Origin of the sequence: Bacillus cereus (assembly GCF_002564555.1) — a bacterium.
Lineage (GTDB): Bacteria > Bacillota > Bacilli > Bacillales > Bacillaceae_G > Bacillus_A > Bacillus_A cereus_K.
Map to the genome: position 1 here is coordinate 132,805 of NZ_NUVD01000015.1, position 16,681 is coordinate 149,485.

The window sequence follows — 16,681 nt, forward strand, 5'->3', positions numbered from 1 at the left end:
TTTTTTGATTCAATCCCATTTTCTTTTATCTTGAAAAACCGTCTGCTGCCCGATTATTTTTCCTAACACAACAAACACAATGTAAGCACATATTGCTTGCAATACAATATTTCCAATTTTCACCAATTCAAATGAATGAATCCATCGAAATACTTCATTTAATAATACAATCGAAACGATACTAAATAGTTCTATACTAATCGAAAATATACATACTTCTAAAATAGATTGCTCTTGAATCCGATTTAAATTGGAAAAGATGAATACATATCCTACAAATAGAGCCATTAACTCTATTTTCGTCATGCTAATGAGCCAAGCGTATAGTGGCACAGTTAAAAGTAGATATAATAGTTTACGTCTTAGCATGCCTTCTCACCCTCTAAACTGCATGTATTTTCTGTATATTTTAACATTTTATAAACAAAACAAAAAGAAGAGACTTACGCCTCTTCTTTTTGTTTTACTGCATGAATTAACTCACATATTTCCTCTTGCTTTTCATTTTCTAAAAGCTCAATAACTTTACTTCCAACAACAACACCGTCGCATATTGTAATCATTTCTTCTATTTGCTCTCGTGTTGAAATACCAAATCCTGCGACTACTGGTAAGTGTACATGTGATTTTACTTTTTCTAAATAACTATGAATCTCACCTTTAAAGTTTTGACGTACTCCGGTTACGCCTGCTACTGTAACTGCGTAAACGAACCCTTCTGATTCACGCGTAATTTTTTCAATTCTTTCAATAGGACTCGTTACGGTAACGAGTGGAATTAACGCAATATTTGCCTCTCGAAGTAACGGTGCAATCATGTCTTGTTCTTCATACGGTAAGTCTGGAACGATAATGCCGTCTACACCTGCTTCGATACAGTTCTCAATAAATTTTTCTTTTCCGAATGCGAGTACTGGATTTAAATATGTCATAAGCACAAATGGAATTTGTACTTCTTTCCTTACTTCTGCTAACGCTTGAAAAATGCCTTTTAATGTTACGCCGCTATCTAATGCTCGTTTCCCTGCTCTTTGAATCGTTGGACCGTCTGCGACTGGATCTGAAAATGGGATACCAATTTCAACGATGCTTGCTCCTGCTTCATCAAGAAAACGAATTCTTTCTTTTAACTTTTCAAGTCCACCATCTCCGCCCATTACGTACGGAATAAATGCCTTTTTCCCATTTTCAAACGCTGCTTTAATTCTTTCTACTCCCATTTTTTACACCTCTTCCATATAACGTTTTATACTCTCTACATCTTTATCACCACGGCCGGATAAACAAATGACAAGTCCTTCGTCTTGCTTCATTTTTGGCGCTAGTTTTAAAGCGTATGCGACAGCATGTGAGCTTTCTAACGCTGGGATAATCCCTTCTTTTTTCGTTAACAATTGAAATGCTTCTAACGCTTCATCGTCTGTAATGGAATGATACGAAACGCGCCCAATATCTTTTAATAAACTATGTTCTGGTCCAACACCAGGGTAATCGAGTCCTGCTGAAATAGAGTGCGCTTCTTGAATTTGTCCTTCTTCATTTTGCAGAAGATACATCATCGATCCGTGTAAAACACCGACGCTTCCTTTCGTTAAAGTCGCTGCATGTTTTTCTGTATGAACACCTTTCCCAGCTGCTTCTACGCCGTAAAGAGCTACTTCTTCATCGTGTACGAACGGGTAAAACATTCCCATCGCGTTACTACCACCGCCAATACAAGCAACGACAGCTTCTGGTAATTTCCCTTCTAACGCTTCGTATTGTTTTTTTGTTTCTTTCCCAATTACACTTTGGAAATCACGAACAATTTGCGGGAATGGATGTGGTCCAAGAACAGATCCCATAATGTAGTGCGTATCATGTACGTGTGAAACCCAGTAACGAAGCGCCTCGTTCACCGCATCTTTTAATGTGCCGCTACCTGCCGCTACGCTTTCTACTTTCGCTCCAAGTAATTCCATTCGGAACACGTTTAATTTTTGACGTCTCACATCTTCTTCTCCCATGAAGATGACGCACTCTAAACCGAGAAGAGCACATACTGTTGCTGTTGCAACTCCGTGTTGTCCTGCTCCTGTTTCAGCGACAACTTTTTTCTTACCCATTCTTACCGCAAGAAGTGCCTGACCAATTGTATTGTTAATTTTATGTGCTCCTGTATGGTTCAAATCTTCACGTTTTAAATAAATCTTTGCCCCGCCGCAATACTTCGTCATATTTTCAGCAAAATAAAGTGGTGTTTCTCTTCCAACGTACGTTTTTAAATAATGATTTAATTCCTTTTGAAATGCTTCATCTTGCATCGCTTCTTTATATGCTTCTTCTAGTTCTAATACGGATTGCATTAACGTTTCTGGAACGTATCTCCCTCCGTATATACCGTAATGTCCTTTTTCATCTGGATATGTGTAATTCATTTGGAACACTCCTTCGCTTTTATAATAAATTGTTTTATTTTCTTTATGTCTTTCTTTCCTTCTGTCTCTACTCCGCTGCTCACATCGACCATATAAGGCTGAACAGTTCGAATTGCTTCTTCTATATTAAGGATGTTTAATCCACCAGCTAATATCGTTTTCTTTCGCAACTCTTTTGGCATATGTGCGAGTAACTCCCATGAGAATGTCTTTCCATTTCCTCCGTGAAACTTTTCTTTCGGGCTATCGAATAATAGATAATCTGTTTCGTATGTTTGAGCATTTTTCATATCTTCCTCTGAAGTTACTCCTAGTGATTTTATAGACGGAATATTCAATCTTTCGATTTGATGATTGTCTTCGTCCCCATGCAGTTGCACATGTGTTAATCCGCATTCATCTGCAATTTTCTGGATCACTTCTACTGATTCATTTACGAAAACACCGACTTTTAAAACGTGTGCTGGAAGCTCATCAATAATTTCTTTCGCTTGCTCTGGAGTAATTTTCCGTTTACTTTCTGCAAAAACAAATCCGATTGCATCTGCTCCGTATTCGCACGCCCTTTTCGCTGTTTCAACATCAGTGATCCCGCAAATTTTCACTTTCATATGCTCACCTTACAGTCTTCAAAAAAGGTACTGATAGAAGATGATGTCATAAGCGCTTCACCAACTAATACACCTTTTGCTCCAGCTCGTTTGACACGAATGATATCTTCTTTTGAATGAATACCACTTTCACTAATCCAAAGCATTTTCTCCTCATTTAATCGTTTTCCGAGCTTTTCCGTTTGGCTTAAATCCACTTCGAACGTTTTTAAATTACGATTGTTAATACCGATAACGTGCGGATTTAATCGGGTTGCAATTTCTAATTCCTGTTCATCATGAACTTCAACAATTGCTTCTAATCCTTTTTCTAGTACGTAGCTATACAGCTCTTTTAATTTCTCTTTCGTTAACGCCGCTACGATTAGTAAAATAATATCTGCTCCTGCTTCATAAGCTCTATCAATTTGAATCTTATCGATTATGAAATCTTTACATAAAAGCGGAATATTACTTTCTGCTCTTGCCGTTTGTAAATCGTGAAACGACCCTTTAAAAAATTGACCATCTGTTAAAACAGAAACTGCTCCAGCGCCGCATTCTTCATATGTTTTTACCTGTTTTCGTACATCAACGTGTAAATTGATATCTCCTTTTGATGGTGATGCTCGCTTTACTTCTGCAATGACAGTGAACTGCTGCAACGCTTCTACGAGTGAATGTGTCTTTCTACTTTCATTTAATGGTGTATACGTTTCATATAACTCCGCAACTTCTTTTTTCTTCTGTTCTACAATTTTGTCTAAAATCGTCCCCACTTTAATTCACCCTTTCTAATTTTTCATTGCTGGCTGCAATTAATAAGTTTAGTTTTGCTAATGCTTTTCCAGAGTCAATGCTATGTTCGGCGAGTTTAATCCCAGCTTCAATCGTTTCCGCTTTTCCGTTTGCGAAAAGAGCAAGCCCTGCATTTAGCAAAACGGTATCGCGGTATACACTTTTTTCTCCGCTCAATACTCCGAGCGTAATTTTTGCGTTTTCTTTTGAATTCCCGCCTCTAATTTCTTCATTTTTGACTCTTGAAAATCCATACTTTTCCGGATCAATACTCATTTCTACTATTTCATTATTTTTTAAAACGACGACATGATTTTCTCCCTGTAATGACGCTTCATCTAAAAAGCCACTTCCATTTACGACAAGCGCTTGTTCCCGCCCTAGCTTCTGTAATACTTGCGCAACTGGTAATAGCATATCTCGTTTATAAATACCGACAAATTGTGTTTCTAAATGGACTGGATTTGTTAACGGTCCAATTAAGTTAAAGATTGTTGGCACGTTTAATTCTTTTCTTATTTTCATAATGCGCCTTAATGCTGGATGCATCGCTGGTGCGAATAAAAATGCGATCCCTACATGCTCTAGCAAATAATCAATTTCACTTGGCGTACTGCTAATGTTTACACCGAGTTCTTCTAATAAATCAGCGCTTCCAGTCTTACTAGAAACAGCACGGTTTCCATGTTTCGCAACCTTTACACCTGCTCCTGCCAGTACGAATGCCGATGTTGTACTAATATTAAATGTTTGCGCACCGTCACCACCCGTTCCGCAATTGTCCATCGCGCCTTTTATATGGTTTGAAAACGGTAATGCCTTTTCGCGAAGAGCACGAACAAGGCCGTATATTTCCTCTGCTGTTTCGCCTTTTGCTTTCAGCAGTACTAAGAAAGCTGCGACTTCACTTTCCAATATGTTTTCACTTAATAAAAGAAGACCAGCTTTATACATTTCTTCTTCTGTTAAATGTTGTCCCTCCACTAATTTACGAAGATAGTTATTCATACTCTTTCCTCCTCTTTCATTTCTGCTAAAAAGGCACGTATTAACTTTCCGCCTTCTTCTGTTGCGATTGATTCCGGATGAAACTGTAATCCGAAGAGCGGATAATAGTTGTGACGAACTGCCATAATTTCTCCGTCGTCCATCGCTGTCGCTAGTATGTCAAAACACTCTGGCAAACTCGTTTGCGCTGCAACAAGGGAATGATAGCGCATTGCTGTTAATGGCTGCGTTACGTACGAAAAGATCGATGTCCCGTTATGTTTCACACGTGATGTTTTTCCGTGTTTAATACGTTCTGCTCTTACAATGTCTCCTCCAAATGCGGATATGATTGCCTGATGCCCGAGGCAAATACCTAATATGGGAACGTTCTTATAAAAATGACGGATGACGTCGATACAAATGCCAGCATCTTCTGGTTTCCCTGGTCCTGGTGAAAGCACAATTCCTTTTGGATTCATCGCTTCTAATTGTTCTATTGTTATTTGATCATTTCTTACGACTACAATATCTTCTTCATACTCACCTAATAGTTGATACAAGTTATATGTGAATGAATCGTAATTATCGATGAGTACAATCATTTCATTACCTCCAAAAGTGCTCTCGCTTTATTTAATGTTTCTTCATATTCAGCTACCGGGTCTGAATCGTAAACAATACCCGCTCCTGCCTGAACGTACGCTTTCTCATCTTTCACGACCATCGTTCGAATTGCGAGCGCCATATCAAGATTTCCTGAAAAACTAACGTATCCAACTGCACCGGCGTATACATTTCTTTTTTCATTCTCTAGCTCATTTATAATTTCCATCGCTCTAATTTTCGGAGCGCCTGAAACTGTCCCTGCTGGTAAACAATACGCTAATGCATCAAAACCGCTCATTCGTTTTCGTAATGTTCCGTAAACTTCAGATACAATGTGCATAACGTGAGAGTATTTTTCTACTTTCATATATTTGTCTATCGTAACTGATCCAATTTCACTTACTCTGCCAATATCGTTTCGCCCAAGATCCACAAGCATCATATGCTCTGCTCGCTCTTTCTCATTTCCTAACAGTTCTTTTTCGATTTCCTCATCTTCCTTCTTCGTTTTCCCCCTCGGTCTCGTACCGGCAATTGGGTTCGTCATCACTTTATCGTCTCTTACTGATAACAAACTTTCCGGCGAAGAACCAAGGACAACATAATCTTGAAAATCGATATAAAACATATATGGTGATGGGTTTGCAATTCGAAGTTTCCGGTATAAAGCGAAAGGATCACCTTTACACTCGCTTTGCAAACGCTGCGATAGTACGACTTGGAATATGCCCCCGGCTCGAATGTGTTCTTTCGCTGTTTCTACCATCTCACAAAACTCTTTTTCCGTTATGGAAGAAGTGAATGATAATGTTGATTGTATTTCATCTACTTCCGCTTCTTCTCTCTTTAACACTTCTTCTTTATATACTTGCAACCTTTCATATACCTCTTCATAATCTGCTGAATCATCTTCCTTGCATACATATACAAACGACAACTTTTGGCGTAAATGATCGTAAACGATACACTCACGATATAGTAAAAGGTGTACTTCTGGAATATTTAATGGATCGTGTAAATCTGCTCCAATGTTTTCATATTGCCGAATGACATCATAGCCAATATAGCCAACTGCTCCTCCGCAAAATGGGAATGGACTGTCTACTTGAGCTGGTGCGATTACCTCTTCTAACACTTGCAGTACGTTACCTTGCAACTTTTCTGTTTGCCCATATATCGTTCGTTCTACTTCCATACCAACGCTTTTCACTTCTCCATACGGATTACAACCTAAGTAAGAATAACGCCCTTTATCTTGATGAAGCTGTGAGCTTTCTAATAAAAATTTCTTCTTCCCTTTCATACGTCTATATAAAGAAATTGGCGTAATGCTATCTCCTTCTTCTTCAGCGATTACTAAAAATGTTTTTCCTTGTTCTTTTTGCTTCATAAATTCTTCTTTCGTCATCATGTCCTTCACCTCGCTCTGAAAAATAAAAAAGTCCCCTACATATCGAAATATGTAGAGGACGATAAATTTACCGTGGTACCACCTCATGTTGGATGCAAAAGCATCCCGCTTTATTCAGGTACAAAATATATACCTTATCCTTGTAACGGCGGAACCCGGGTTGCCTACTGAAATAATTGTTCAGCATACCTCTCGTAAGCCCATTCCGTATATGGCACCGCACCGGGCTCCCACCTGTCCCCGGCTCTCTGAAACGTCTCCAATATACGTACTCTTCTTACTTAAACGATTTAATCTATTTAATTTTTTATACACAAAAAGGGAGTACTCATCCTATAAAAAGGACGGGTACTCCCGTGGTGCCACCTTAATTCGTTACGAATGTAACGCACTTTACCGTATCAAAAACAATACGTGTCTCTTGTATCGATGAGATCATGTCGCCAAAGCCTACTTCTTTCGTTTCGGTTTGGAAGCTCCGAAGCCCATTCCACATCAATTCCATACTGATTCGCACCAACCATCAGCTCTCTGACATGTTCATCATGTGTACTCTTCTTCATCAACGCTTGCATTTTTTTAAGTTGCACTCATTATAGACCTAACTTTTTTCACAAGTCAATACTTTTTAAAAAAATTTATTTTTTCCTTCTTTCAATATTATATTGACAAAACAACCTGTTTTTATGTAAATATAATAAATACTCTATTAAAATTAAGGTTTTTTGTCTGAATATTATATATTAAAAAAGTAAAATGATACCAAAAAACGCTTATATTTCTGAAAATTCATATTTTTATATGGATTTTTCAGAATAATCATGATAGATTATAAATGCATAACACATCAAAAGACATGACAAAAGGAAGGGGAACTACATGAGTACGCAGATATTAACTTTAACTTCTATCTCTATTTACATGCTCGGGATGTTAGTAATCGGCTATTTCGCCTATAAACGAACGTCCAACTTAACAGATTATATGCTTGGCGGGCGTACACTAGGCCCCGCAGTAACAGCATTAAGTGCTGGAGCATCTGATATGAGTGGTTGGCTTTTAATGGGACTACCCGGTGCAATGTTTAGCGTTGGATTAAGTAGTAGTTGGATTGCGATCGGCCTAACACTAGGCGCATACGCAAACTGGCTCTATGTCGCTCCTCGCTTACGTACCTACTCTGAAATTGCAAATAACTCTATTACTATCCCAGAATTTTTGGAACATCGCTTCCACGACAAATCTCATATGTTACGCTTAGTATCTGGACTTGTTATTATGATTTTCTTTACTTTTTATGTAGCTTCAGGATTAGTTTCAGGCGCTGTATTATTTGAAAATTCATTTGGTATAAACTATCATGTTGGATTATTCATTGTAGCAGGCGTTGTTGTAGCCTACACATTATTTGGTGGTTTCTTAGCTGTAAGTTGGACAGACTTTGTGCAAGGAATCATTATGGTAATTGCTCTTATTCTTGTTCCAATTGTAACAATTATGAATTCAAACGGACTTGGACCTGCATTTGATACAATTCGATCTGTAGATCCGACACGTTTAGATATTTTTAAAGGTGCCTCTACTTTAGGAATGATTTCATTATTCGCATGGGGCCTTGGTTATGTTGGACAACCTCATATTATCGTACGCTTTATGGCGATTTCTTCTGTCAAAGAAATTAAAAGTGCACGACGTATTGGTATGAGCTGGATGATTTTCTCTGTTGTCGGAGCTATGTTTACTGGTCTTATCGGTATTGCTTACTACTCACAACAAGAGTTGACATTATCTAACCCAGAGACAATTTTCCTTGAACTTGGAAAAATTTTATTCCACCCACTTATTACTGGATTTTTATTAGCAGCCATTTTAGCAGCGATTATGAGTACAATCTCATCTCAGTTACTCGTTACTTCTAGTGCTATAACAGAAGATTTATATCGTACATTCTTTAAACGTTCTGCTTCTGATAAAGAGCTTGTATTTGTCGGTCGTATGGCTGTACTTGTTATCGCATTAGTTGGGTGCGCATTAGCGTTTAAACAAAATGATACGATTTTAGCTCTTGTTGGATATGCTTGGGCTGGATTCGGTTCTTCATTCGGACCTGCTATTTTATTAAGCTTATATTGGAAACGTATGACGAAATGGGGCGCACTTGCTGGTATGATTTCAGGTGCCGCTACAGTAATTATTTGGACTCAATTCAAATTCTTAAAAGAGTTCTTATATGAAATGATTCCTGGTTTCGCTATTAGTTTACTAGTAATCGTAATTGTTAGTTTACTAACACAGCCTTCAAAAGAAGTTGAAGAACAATTTGAGGATTTTGAAAAACAACATCGTCATAATCTATAAAAAGAAAGCTCTGCTGNNCAGCAGAGCTTTCTTTTTATCAAAGTTCGACAATTTTCCATTCGAATTTAACAATTTCTTTATGTTTCGTTAAATTTACTATAACATTCTTCCTTTATATTATTAGTATCGACACCTATACAGAAAGGGGACTCCACAATGTTAGCAGCTTTGCAGCAACAACAAACACGAAAATTTTCACCTATCACAAATACTTCTGCTTCTTGTTTAAACATACAACCTAATCCACCCAAAATTTCAATTGCTCCTTCTGTTATATCTGTAATTGGTATTCATATACAAAAAAATAAGCTTAAAATAAAAACCGGACAAAGCGCCGATTTATCAGCTTCCGTTTTGCCAATGCAGGCAACGAATCAAGAGCTTATATGGACAAATATGAATTCCGATGTCATCACCATCTATCCGAAGGGAGAGTCGGTAACGATTACAGGAAAAAGTGCAGGAAGAGCCGTAGTAATTGTGACTACCGCTGAAGGAAAATTCCGTGATTTATGTATCGTTCATGTACAACCTTATATGACAAATCCAAAGTAAGAGAGTGGTTTTTTGACCACTCTCTTACTTTATTTCAATTTGAGGATTTTTACTTTTCACGCAGGAAATGAATTGTAGTTTATCTTTTGGAGAAATAATCTCTGTTTCATATGTCCCGTAAACAATTTCAAGTCGATCGAATGATAGAGCATGGGCTGCTATTGGATTTTTCGTGTTCGAAATTCGTTTTATATCTCGTATAAATATGCGTTTTTTAACGAGACCTGATCTAATAGTAATTGTTTCCTCCCCCACAATATATTTCGTTGTAAACCAACTCCAACTAAACAGTATCGCTAACGGTATTGTGAAAAATAAAAGAAAATATTCTCCCCCTGCAAATATTGGTGCAAAACAGGCGCCTACAACAATAAAAAAAATTGGATATAACCATGCATCTTTTTTTGATGAAAATTCCATTACACTCCCCCTCTTGATTTAAGTCAATGAATCATTCTCCTTCTCTTATTAAAATGAAAATAATATTGAAATAGGAGGATGACAGATGAATGAACGAAAGTTTGCCATAACTGCTGGAACTGCTCTTCTTATCATGGCGTTCGCTGCATTTTTTTCTTACGGTTTTGTTCACGGAAATCTCGTTGTACAAGACGATGCAAGTACGACACTCCATAATATCCAAACTTCAAATTCGCTTTTCAAAGCAGAAATCTTCGGCTGGATTATCATTTTTATTATGGATATTATCGCCGCATGGGCTCTTTATTTCTTTCTAAAACCTATCCATGCTAGCATCTCATTACTAGCTGCCTGGCTTCGTCTTATGTATACAGCTATACTTGGAATCGCCGTATTCAATCTAATATTGGTATTACTACTTTCAAAAATTACAATTGCTAATCCAGAAACATATACGATGCTGTTTCTCGGGGTATTCGAATATATTTGGTCTGTAGGATTAATCATTTTTGGCTTGCATCTTTTCGTTTTAGGATTTGTAACTTTTCTCTCTAAACATATACCGAAATTTATTAGTATATTATTGTTCATCGCCGCTATCGGTTATATCGTAATTCACGTTATGAATACAATGTTTTCACAATATGATGCGATCATCTCAATCATACAAATCGTGTTCCAATTACCCATGATTGCAGGTGAATTAGGATTTGCAATATGGCTACTGTTGAAAGGTGGTAAATCCACTACTTAATTCGTTTCTTAATTCTGCTTAATGATTCTGGTGTAATCCCTAGATAACTTGCTAGTTGATATTGAGGAACACGATCGATTAAATGAGGACGTTTTTGTAATAATGATTTGTAGCGCTCTTCTGGTGTCGATGCAATAAATAATGTAAGTTCTTCTTGTACTTCACCAAAATTATATTCAATCATTTGGCGTGTCATTTCTTCTAACTCTGAATATTTCTTATACATGTTCTTTTCACTAGACTGGTCGCCTACTACAACGAGACAATCTTCTAGGCATGTTAACGTATGTGGAGATGATTTATCTTGTTTATGATGGTTAAAATTTGCGATTGCTTGTTCTTCTGTATAAAAGTTTGATGTAACCTCTTTCCCCATTTCATCTATACTATATTGTCTTACGCAGCCTTTTAATACGAAATAACATTGAGACGGAACATCTCCTTGTCTTAGGAGAACTGTTCCTTTTTTATATTCTTCAATTTGTAGTTCTCCAAGAATCATTTGCTGCTGCTCTTCAGTTAATGTTGTAAGGTTTGTCATATACTTCATTAAAATTTCTTTCATACTTCCTCTCCTTCCTCTTTTATTTTTGTATAGAACAAAAAAGAGAAGCTACTAACTACTTCTCTTTTCATCTCTTATATCATTTTATTTCCTATCAACTCGTCATAATTCCTGCGTATACACCGGCTCGTTTACCACATCTTTCGCTGTTCGCTTTTGTTGCTGCAGTAAGAAAACAGATACACCACACAATACGAGAATGCTACCGATAATTTGCATTGCATTTAATTTTTCTCCAAGTAAGAAGAACGCAAGTACAGATGCCCCAACAGGTTCTCCTAAAATACTCATTGAAATTGTCGTTGCATTTACGTAATTTAATAGCCAGTTATTAATTACATGTGACACTGTCGGCACAACCGCAAGTAAAAGGAAAACAGTCCAGTCCCATTTCGAATAACCTGTAAAAGGCACTTGCAATATGACATTATAAATTCCCATAAAAATACCTGCGAATGCAAAGACTGTAAAGCTATAAATCCAGTGTGATACTTTCTTTACTGTTGTTTGCCCGATAAATAAATAACCGACAACTGCTATCACACTTAAAAAGGATAATATGTCTCCATAAATTGCTTGTTCACTTAGCCCTAAATCTCCCCATCCAATACACATTACGCCTAGTATCGCAATTCCCATTGTCGCAATGGCTGAGTATGTCGTTCTTTCTTTAAATAAGAAAAAACCTCCAACTAAAGATACGATCGGTTGAAGTGCTAAAATAATCGTCGAACTTGCAACTGTCGTATGCTTTAAAGATTCAAACCATAAAAGAAAATGAAGCGCTAAAAAGAAACCAGATCCAATTAAAAATCCCCAATCCTTTATTTGAATCCTACTAAACTCTTCTCGTTTTTTCCAAACGATTGGCAGCATAATAAGTACGATAATCCATAATCGATACATACTTAAAATAGAAGATGGTGCTGAGGACATCTTTACAAAAACTGCTGCGAATGAAATTGCTATAATGGAAATTGCTAATGGTAGTGCTATTGATTTTTCTTGTTTCAAACCCTGTCTCCCCTCTCACCTATAAAAAATCCCACTTCATTATATCCGTTTTCTTTCATAACTTAAATACTAATTTTTTAGATTCTTCGTACCATTATGGTAAAATAGAAATTAAGGCACCTATTAGTGACTATTTCTTTCCTTCACTACAAGCGTCGCTCTTACAATCATTACAGTAAATTTTTATTTAGGGGGATATACATGAATCAAACAATAGGGAGAATTGAAGAAATTTCATTTTTTAGTACATCACTTCAAGAAGAACTTACACTTCTTGTTTATTTACCAGTAAATTACACACCTCTCCATAAACATACGGTTGTTATTGCACAAGATGGTAGAGATTATTTTCAGCTCGGTAAAGCGCACCGTGTAATTGAACGTCTTCGTGAAACTGAAGAAATTGACCGTACAATTATTGTCGGTATTCCATATAAAAACGTACATGATCGCAAAGAAAAATATTTCCCAAATGAAGTGAAAAATGCTGCATATATTCGTTTCCTTGCTCATGAACTTGCGCCATATATCGATGAAAATTATCCAACGTATCAAATGGGGAAAGGCCGCGTTTTAATTGGGGATTCTCTTGGTGGGACAGTTTCCTTTATGACTGCACTTATGTATCCGCATACATTCGGTAAAGTCGTAATGCAATCACCATTCGTTGATGACACAGTGATGAATTTAGCAAAAGATTTCAAAGATCCGGGGGCGTTAGAACTTTATCACGTCATCGGGACAGAAGAAACAGCTGTAAAACGTACAGATGGACAAGTATCTGATTTCGTAGAGCCAAACCGTGAACTAAACACGCTTCTTACAGATAGAAATTTCATCACGCATTACGAGGAGTTTGAAGGGAATCATACTTGGAAGTATTGGCAATCTGATTTACCGAAAGCTTTCTCTCATATTCTATCAATGAAATAATAGGGAGCAGTATTCAGAATAATTTGATATAATAGATAAAGAGATTTATTTATCTCAAAATCTAACTAGACTTACAAAGGGAGGAATTGGAACATGAAATTAGGCATTGTAATTTTTCCATCTAAAATGATTCAAGATAAAGCGAACGGTTTGCGTAAGCGTTATGATCCGCACTACGCATTAGTTCCGCCACATATTACATTGAAAACACCCTTTGAGACGCAAGATGAACAATTAGAACCGATTGTAAAAGAATTACATACAATCGCAAGTAAAACGAACCCTTTCACCCTTCATGTTGGTAAAGTTGGTTCATTCGCACCTGTTAATAATGTTCTATATTTTAAAGTAGAAAAAACACCTGAACTTACTTTCTTAAATGAAGAAATGCATAGCGAATTCTTCATGCAAGAACGCGAATACGCTTTCGTACCACATTTAACAATCGGACAAGGCTTATCAGATGCAGAGCATGCTGATGTATTAGGTCGATTACGTATGAAAGATTTCTATTATGAACAACCAATTGATCGCTTCCACCTTCTATATCAATTAGAAAACGGAACATGGACTGTATACGAAACATTCCACCTTGGAAAGGGGAACATCTAATTTGCACGCACAGATCGTACAAACAGACGAACAACTAAGAGATGCATTCTCTGTACGTAAACAAGTATTTGTAAATGAACAACGTGTTTCTGCCGAAGAAGAGTATGATGAGTTTGAAGAAACTTCCACACATGTTGTGATATATGATCATGACATTCCGGTCGGTGCTGGTCGCTTTCGTACCGTTGATGGGATAGGAAAAATGGAGCGCATTTGTGTACTAGCTTCCCATCGTAAAAAAGGCATTGGAAAAATTGTGATGGATGCGCTTGAAGCGTATGCAAAGGAAGAATCTCTTCCTAAAATAAAACTTCATGCTCAAACACATGCTGAAGATTTCTATAAGAAGCTTGGATATGTGACGCATTCTGATGTATTTATGGAAGCGAATATCCCGCACGTCGTAATGATAAAAGAATTGTAATTTGAAAGCAGGAGGTAACCCCTCCTGTTTTTTACATTGCTATTTTCTTTTTCTTCCGCTAAAGTTAAATGTTGATGCTATAGTTTTGAAGGTGAACATATGACACAAGAAAAATTTTCACAAAAATCATTAACGCACGCTGATATTCCGCGTGCAACATACCACATTCCAAAAACATCTACCCATTTAATTATGGAAGAAGATGCAGATGCAGCGTATTTCCGTGCTCTCGAACAGCAAAATATTTTTTTAAACGAAAAACAGTTAGAAGCCGTGCGTACGACAGAAGGTCCTGTTCTTACACTAGCCGGTGCCGGAAGCGGGAAAACGTCTGTTTTAACAACTCGCGTAGGTTATTTAGTAAATGTAAAACAAGTTCATCCGCGAAATATTTTATTACTTACATTTACACAAAAAGCTGCTGAAGAACTCCGAAGTCGTGTAGCGAATTTACCAGGTATGAATCATGCAGCAAGCAACTATGTTGTTGCTGGTACATTCCACTCTGTCTTTTTAAAATTACTTCGTAGCCAAGGATATAACCAGCAAATTTTAGCAAATGAAAAACATAAACAAATTATGATAAAGAAAATTTTAAAAGAATTACGCTTGAAAGACGATTATGATGCTGAAACGATGCTCGCTATGATTTCACTTGAGAAAAACAAATTAAATCGTCCGAAAGATGTAAAAGCAACAACACCAGTCGAACAAGAATTTAAAGAAGTATACGAACGTTTTGAAGAGGTAAAACAGCGATATAATTATATCGACTTCGATGATATCTTATTAGAAATGTATTATATGTTAGAAAATAACGCTCCCTTGCTCAATCAATTACAACAACGTTTCCACTATATTGAAGTAGATGAGTTCCAAGATACATCGTATGCACAATATGAAATTGTAAAATTGTTAGCCACGCCAAGAAATAATTTATTTATTGCAGGTGATGATGATCAAGCGATATACGGCTGGCGAGGAGCAAGTCATCAAATTATTTTATCTTTTCCAAAAGAATTCGATAATACAACGATTATTGCGCTTAATACGAATTATCGATCCAATCCATTCATCGTCGGACTTGGAAATGAAGTTATCAAACTGAATCAAGAACGTTTTGATAAAGAGCTATATTCTGTTCGTGAAGAAGGTGTACAACCATTTTATGCAAGACCAGCTACGACTCTTGATGAAGCAAATCAAATTTTGCAACTCATTCAAGAAAAAGTAGATAGCGGCGAGCGAAGCTATAAAGATTTTTGTTTACTGTATCGCACACATTCTGTAAGCCGTTCGTTACTTGATCAGCTTACAATTCATAAAATCCCGTTTATTAAGCACGGTGCGAGTCAGTCATTTTATGAACATTCTTTAATTAAGCCTGTATTAGATCATTTAAGACTGGTCATTGAGCCGTTTCGATTAGAATCACTTTCAAACATATTGCCAACGATGTATATCGGGCGTGATGATTGTATTTCATTTATTGAACGTGAACAGTGGAAATATGGTGAGGGCCGTTTTCCTTCTCTTCTTCATTTCTTATTATTAAATCCAAGCTTAAAACCTTTTCAAGTGAAAAAGGTAAATGAGCGTATCGATTTTATTAAATTTATAAAAGAATTAGAACCGAAAAAAGCATTAAAAGAAATTATTCATGGTAAAGGAAAGTATTTAGAGTACTTACAAAGTAACGATCGTTCTTCCTTTACGATGCATAAAGACATACAAGAAGAAATGTTAGAAGAATTAATGGAATCTGCCACACGTTTCACCGATATTCCAGCTTACTTACAATTTATTGACGAAGCAATTCAAAGCCAAAAAGAAATGGAAGCATTAAAAACAATGCCACAAAAAAATGCCGTTTCACTCATGTCCATTCATAACGCAAAAGGTCTTGAGTTTCCATGCGTCTTTTTACTTGGTGCAAGCGATGGCATACTGCCGCACACTTCTTCTTTAAAAGATGCAAATGATCGTGTCACGGACACTTCTGAAGCTTTAGAAGAAGAACGCCGACTACTTTATGTTGCAATTACACGTGCGAAAGAAGAACTTTACATTTCCTCTCCACAATTTTTCAGAGGAAAGAAATTAGATATATCTCGTTTTTTATATACTGCAAGAAAAGACTTACCCGAAAAGACATCCACTAAATAAGGATGTCTTTTTATATTACGCTATGTACATGCCTACTATAGAAATTCACTGTTTTTATCATGAGAATT

18 protein-coding genes and 2 other annotated features are annotated in these 16,681 nt (G+C 36.8%); of the genes, 7 read left to right on the forward strand and 11 right to left on the reverse strand.

Annotation, left to right across the window (positions count from 1 at the left end):
• Window positions 1-9 precede the first annotated feature (9 nt).
• From COI75_RS07665 to trpE, 8 genes are all read right to left on the reverse strand, one after another.
• Entirely contained in the window at window positions 10-369 is a 360-nt protein-coding gene (locus COI75_RS07665) for a DUF4029 domain-containing protein (protein ID WP_098448270.1), read from the reverse strand.
• 74 nt (window positions 370-443) lie between these two features.
• Entirely contained in the window at window positions 444-1,220 is a 777-nt protein-coding gene (trpA, locus tag COI75_RS07670) for a tryptophan synthase subunit alpha (RefSeq protein ID WP_098448271.1), read from the reverse strand.
• 3 nt (window positions 1,221-1,223) lie between these two features.
• Window positions 1,224-2,417 (reverse strand): tryptophan synthase subunit beta, encoded by a 1,194-nt coding sequence (gene trpB / locus COI75_RS07675; protein WP_098448272.1) that lies wholly within the window; start codon window positions 2,415-2,417, stop codon window positions 1,224-1,226.
• Window positions 2,414-3,028: a phosphoribosylanthranilate isomerase gene (locus COI75_RS07680; RefSeq protein ID WP_098448273.1), complete on the reverse strand. Its 615-nt coding sequence runs from the start codon at window positions 3,026-3,028 to the stop codon at window positions 2,414-2,416. Before COI75_RS07680 ends, trpB begins: the two co-directional genes overlap by 4 nt.
• Complete coding sequence (gene trpC / locus COI75_RS07685; RefSeq protein ID WP_000536709.1) at window positions 3,025-3,786, reverse strand: indole-3-glycerol phosphate synthase TrpC; 762 nt, start codon at window positions 3,784-3,786, stop codon at window positions 3,025-3,027. The genes COI75_RS07680 and trpC overlap by 4 nt, the downstream gene beginning before the upstream one ends.
• A 1-nt stretch (window position 3,787) precedes the next feature.
• Window positions 3,788-4,813, reverse strand: a complete 1,026-nt coding sequence (trpD, locus tag COI75_RS07690) for an anthranilate phosphoribosyltransferase (protein WP_001067375.1) — start codon at window positions 4,811-4,813, stop codon at window positions 3,788-3,790.
• Window positions 4,810-5,397, reverse strand: coding sequence for an aminodeoxychorismate/anthranilate synthase component II (locus COI75_RS07695; protein WP_000636328.1), 588 nt, complete (start codon window positions 5,395-5,397; stop codon window positions 4,810-4,812). The genes trpD and COI75_RS07695 overlap by 4 nt, the downstream gene beginning before the upstream one ends.
• A complete protein-coding gene (gene trpE / locus COI75_RS07700; RefSeq protein ID WP_141530826.1) occupies window positions 5,394-6,812 on the reverse strand; it encodes an anthranilate synthase component I in 1,419 nt (472 codons plus the stop codon). The genes COI75_RS07695 and trpE overlap by 4 nt, the downstream gene beginning before the upstream one ends.
• A 51-nt stretch (window positions 6,813-6,863) precedes the next feature.
• Window positions 6,864-7,107: a binding site (T-box leader), on the reverse strand.
• Window positions 7,108-7,149: 42 nt separating this feature from the next.
• Window positions 7,150-7,387 (reverse strand) — a binding site (T-box leader).
• 304 nt (window positions 7,388-7,691) lie between these two features.
• Here trpE and putP point away from each other — a divergent pair.
• Both putP and COI75_RS07715 read left to right on the forward strand, forming a co-directional pair.
• Entirely contained in the window at window positions 7,692-9,170 is a 1,479-nt protein-coding gene (gene putP / locus COI75_RS07710) for a sodium/proline symporter PutP (protein WP_098381276.1), read from the forward strand.
• A gap of 156 nt (window positions 9,171-9,326) precedes the next feature.
• Complete coding sequence (locus tag COI75_RS07715) at window positions 9,327-9,725, forward strand: Ig-like domain-containing protein (protein ID WP_000878759.1); 399 nt, start codon at window positions 9,327-9,329, stop codon at window positions 9,723-9,725.
• A 24-nt stretch (window positions 9,726-9,749) separates the two neighbouring features.
• On the opposite strand, the gene COI75_RS07720 is transcribed toward COI75_RS07715, so the two are convergent.
• Window positions 9,750-10,145 (reverse strand): PH domain-containing protein, encoded by a 396-nt coding sequence (locus tag COI75_RS07720; RefSeq protein ID WP_000396094.1) that lies wholly within the window; start codon window positions 10,143-10,145, stop codon window positions 9,750-9,752.
• Between the two features lie 85 nt (window positions 10,146-10,230).
• Between COI75_RS07720 and COI75_RS07725 the strand changes: the two genes are divergently transcribed.
• Entirely contained in the window at window positions 10,231-10,899 is a 669-nt protein-coding gene (locus COI75_RS07725; RefSeq protein ID WP_098381275.1) for a DUF4386 domain-containing protein, read from the forward strand.
• Here the strand turns inward: COI75_RS07725 and COI75_RS07730 are convergent.
• Window positions 10,892-11,464: a Crp/Fnr family transcriptional regulator gene (locus COI75_RS07730; protein ID WP_000658910.1), complete on the reverse strand. Its 573-nt coding sequence runs from the start codon at window positions 11,462-11,464 to the stop codon at window positions 10,892-10,894. The genes COI75_RS07725 and COI75_RS07730 overlap by 8 nt on opposite strands.
• A gap of 102 nt (window positions 11,465-11,566) precedes the next feature.
• On the reverse strand, window positions 11,567-12,478 hold the full coding sequence (locus COI75_RS07735; protein WP_000806948.1) for a DMT family transporter: 912 nt from the start codon (window positions 12,476-12,478) through the stop codon (window positions 11,567-11,569).
• 201 nt (window positions 12,479-12,679) lie between these two features.
• Here COI75_RS07735 and COI75_RS07740 point away from each other — a divergent pair, with 201 nt between their 5' ends.
• The 4 genes from COI75_RS07740 to COI75_RS07755 all read left to right on the forward strand — a co-directional run bounded on the left by COI75_RS07740 (window position 12,680) and on the right by COI75_RS07755 (window position 16,613).
• The gene (locus COI75_RS07740) at window positions 12,680-13,411 is read left to right on the forward strand and encodes an alpha/beta hydrolase (RefSeq protein ID WP_001076837.1); all 732 of its coding nucleotides are present in this window, start codon (window positions 12,680-12,682) and stop codon (window positions 13,409-13,411) included.
• Between the two features lie 93 nt (window positions 13,412-13,504).
• Complete coding sequence (locus COI75_RS07745; RefSeq protein WP_000765868.1) at window positions 13,505-14,023, forward strand: YjcG family protein; 519 nt, start codon at window positions 13,505-13,507, stop codon at window positions 14,021-14,023.
• Between the two features lies 1 nt (window position 14,024).
• A complete protein-coding gene (locus COI75_RS07750) occupies window positions 14,025-14,447 on the forward strand; it encodes a GNAT family N-acetyltransferase (RefSeq protein WP_000543291.1) in 423 nt (140 codons plus the stop codon).
• Between the two features lie 99 nt (window positions 14,448-14,546).
• Complete coding sequence (locus COI75_RS07755; RefSeq protein ID WP_098381274.1) at window positions 14,547-16,613, forward strand: ATP-dependent helicase; 2,067 nt, start codon at window positions 14,547-14,549, stop codon at window positions 16,611-16,613.
• Window positions 16,614-16,681 lie beyond the last annotated feature (68 nt).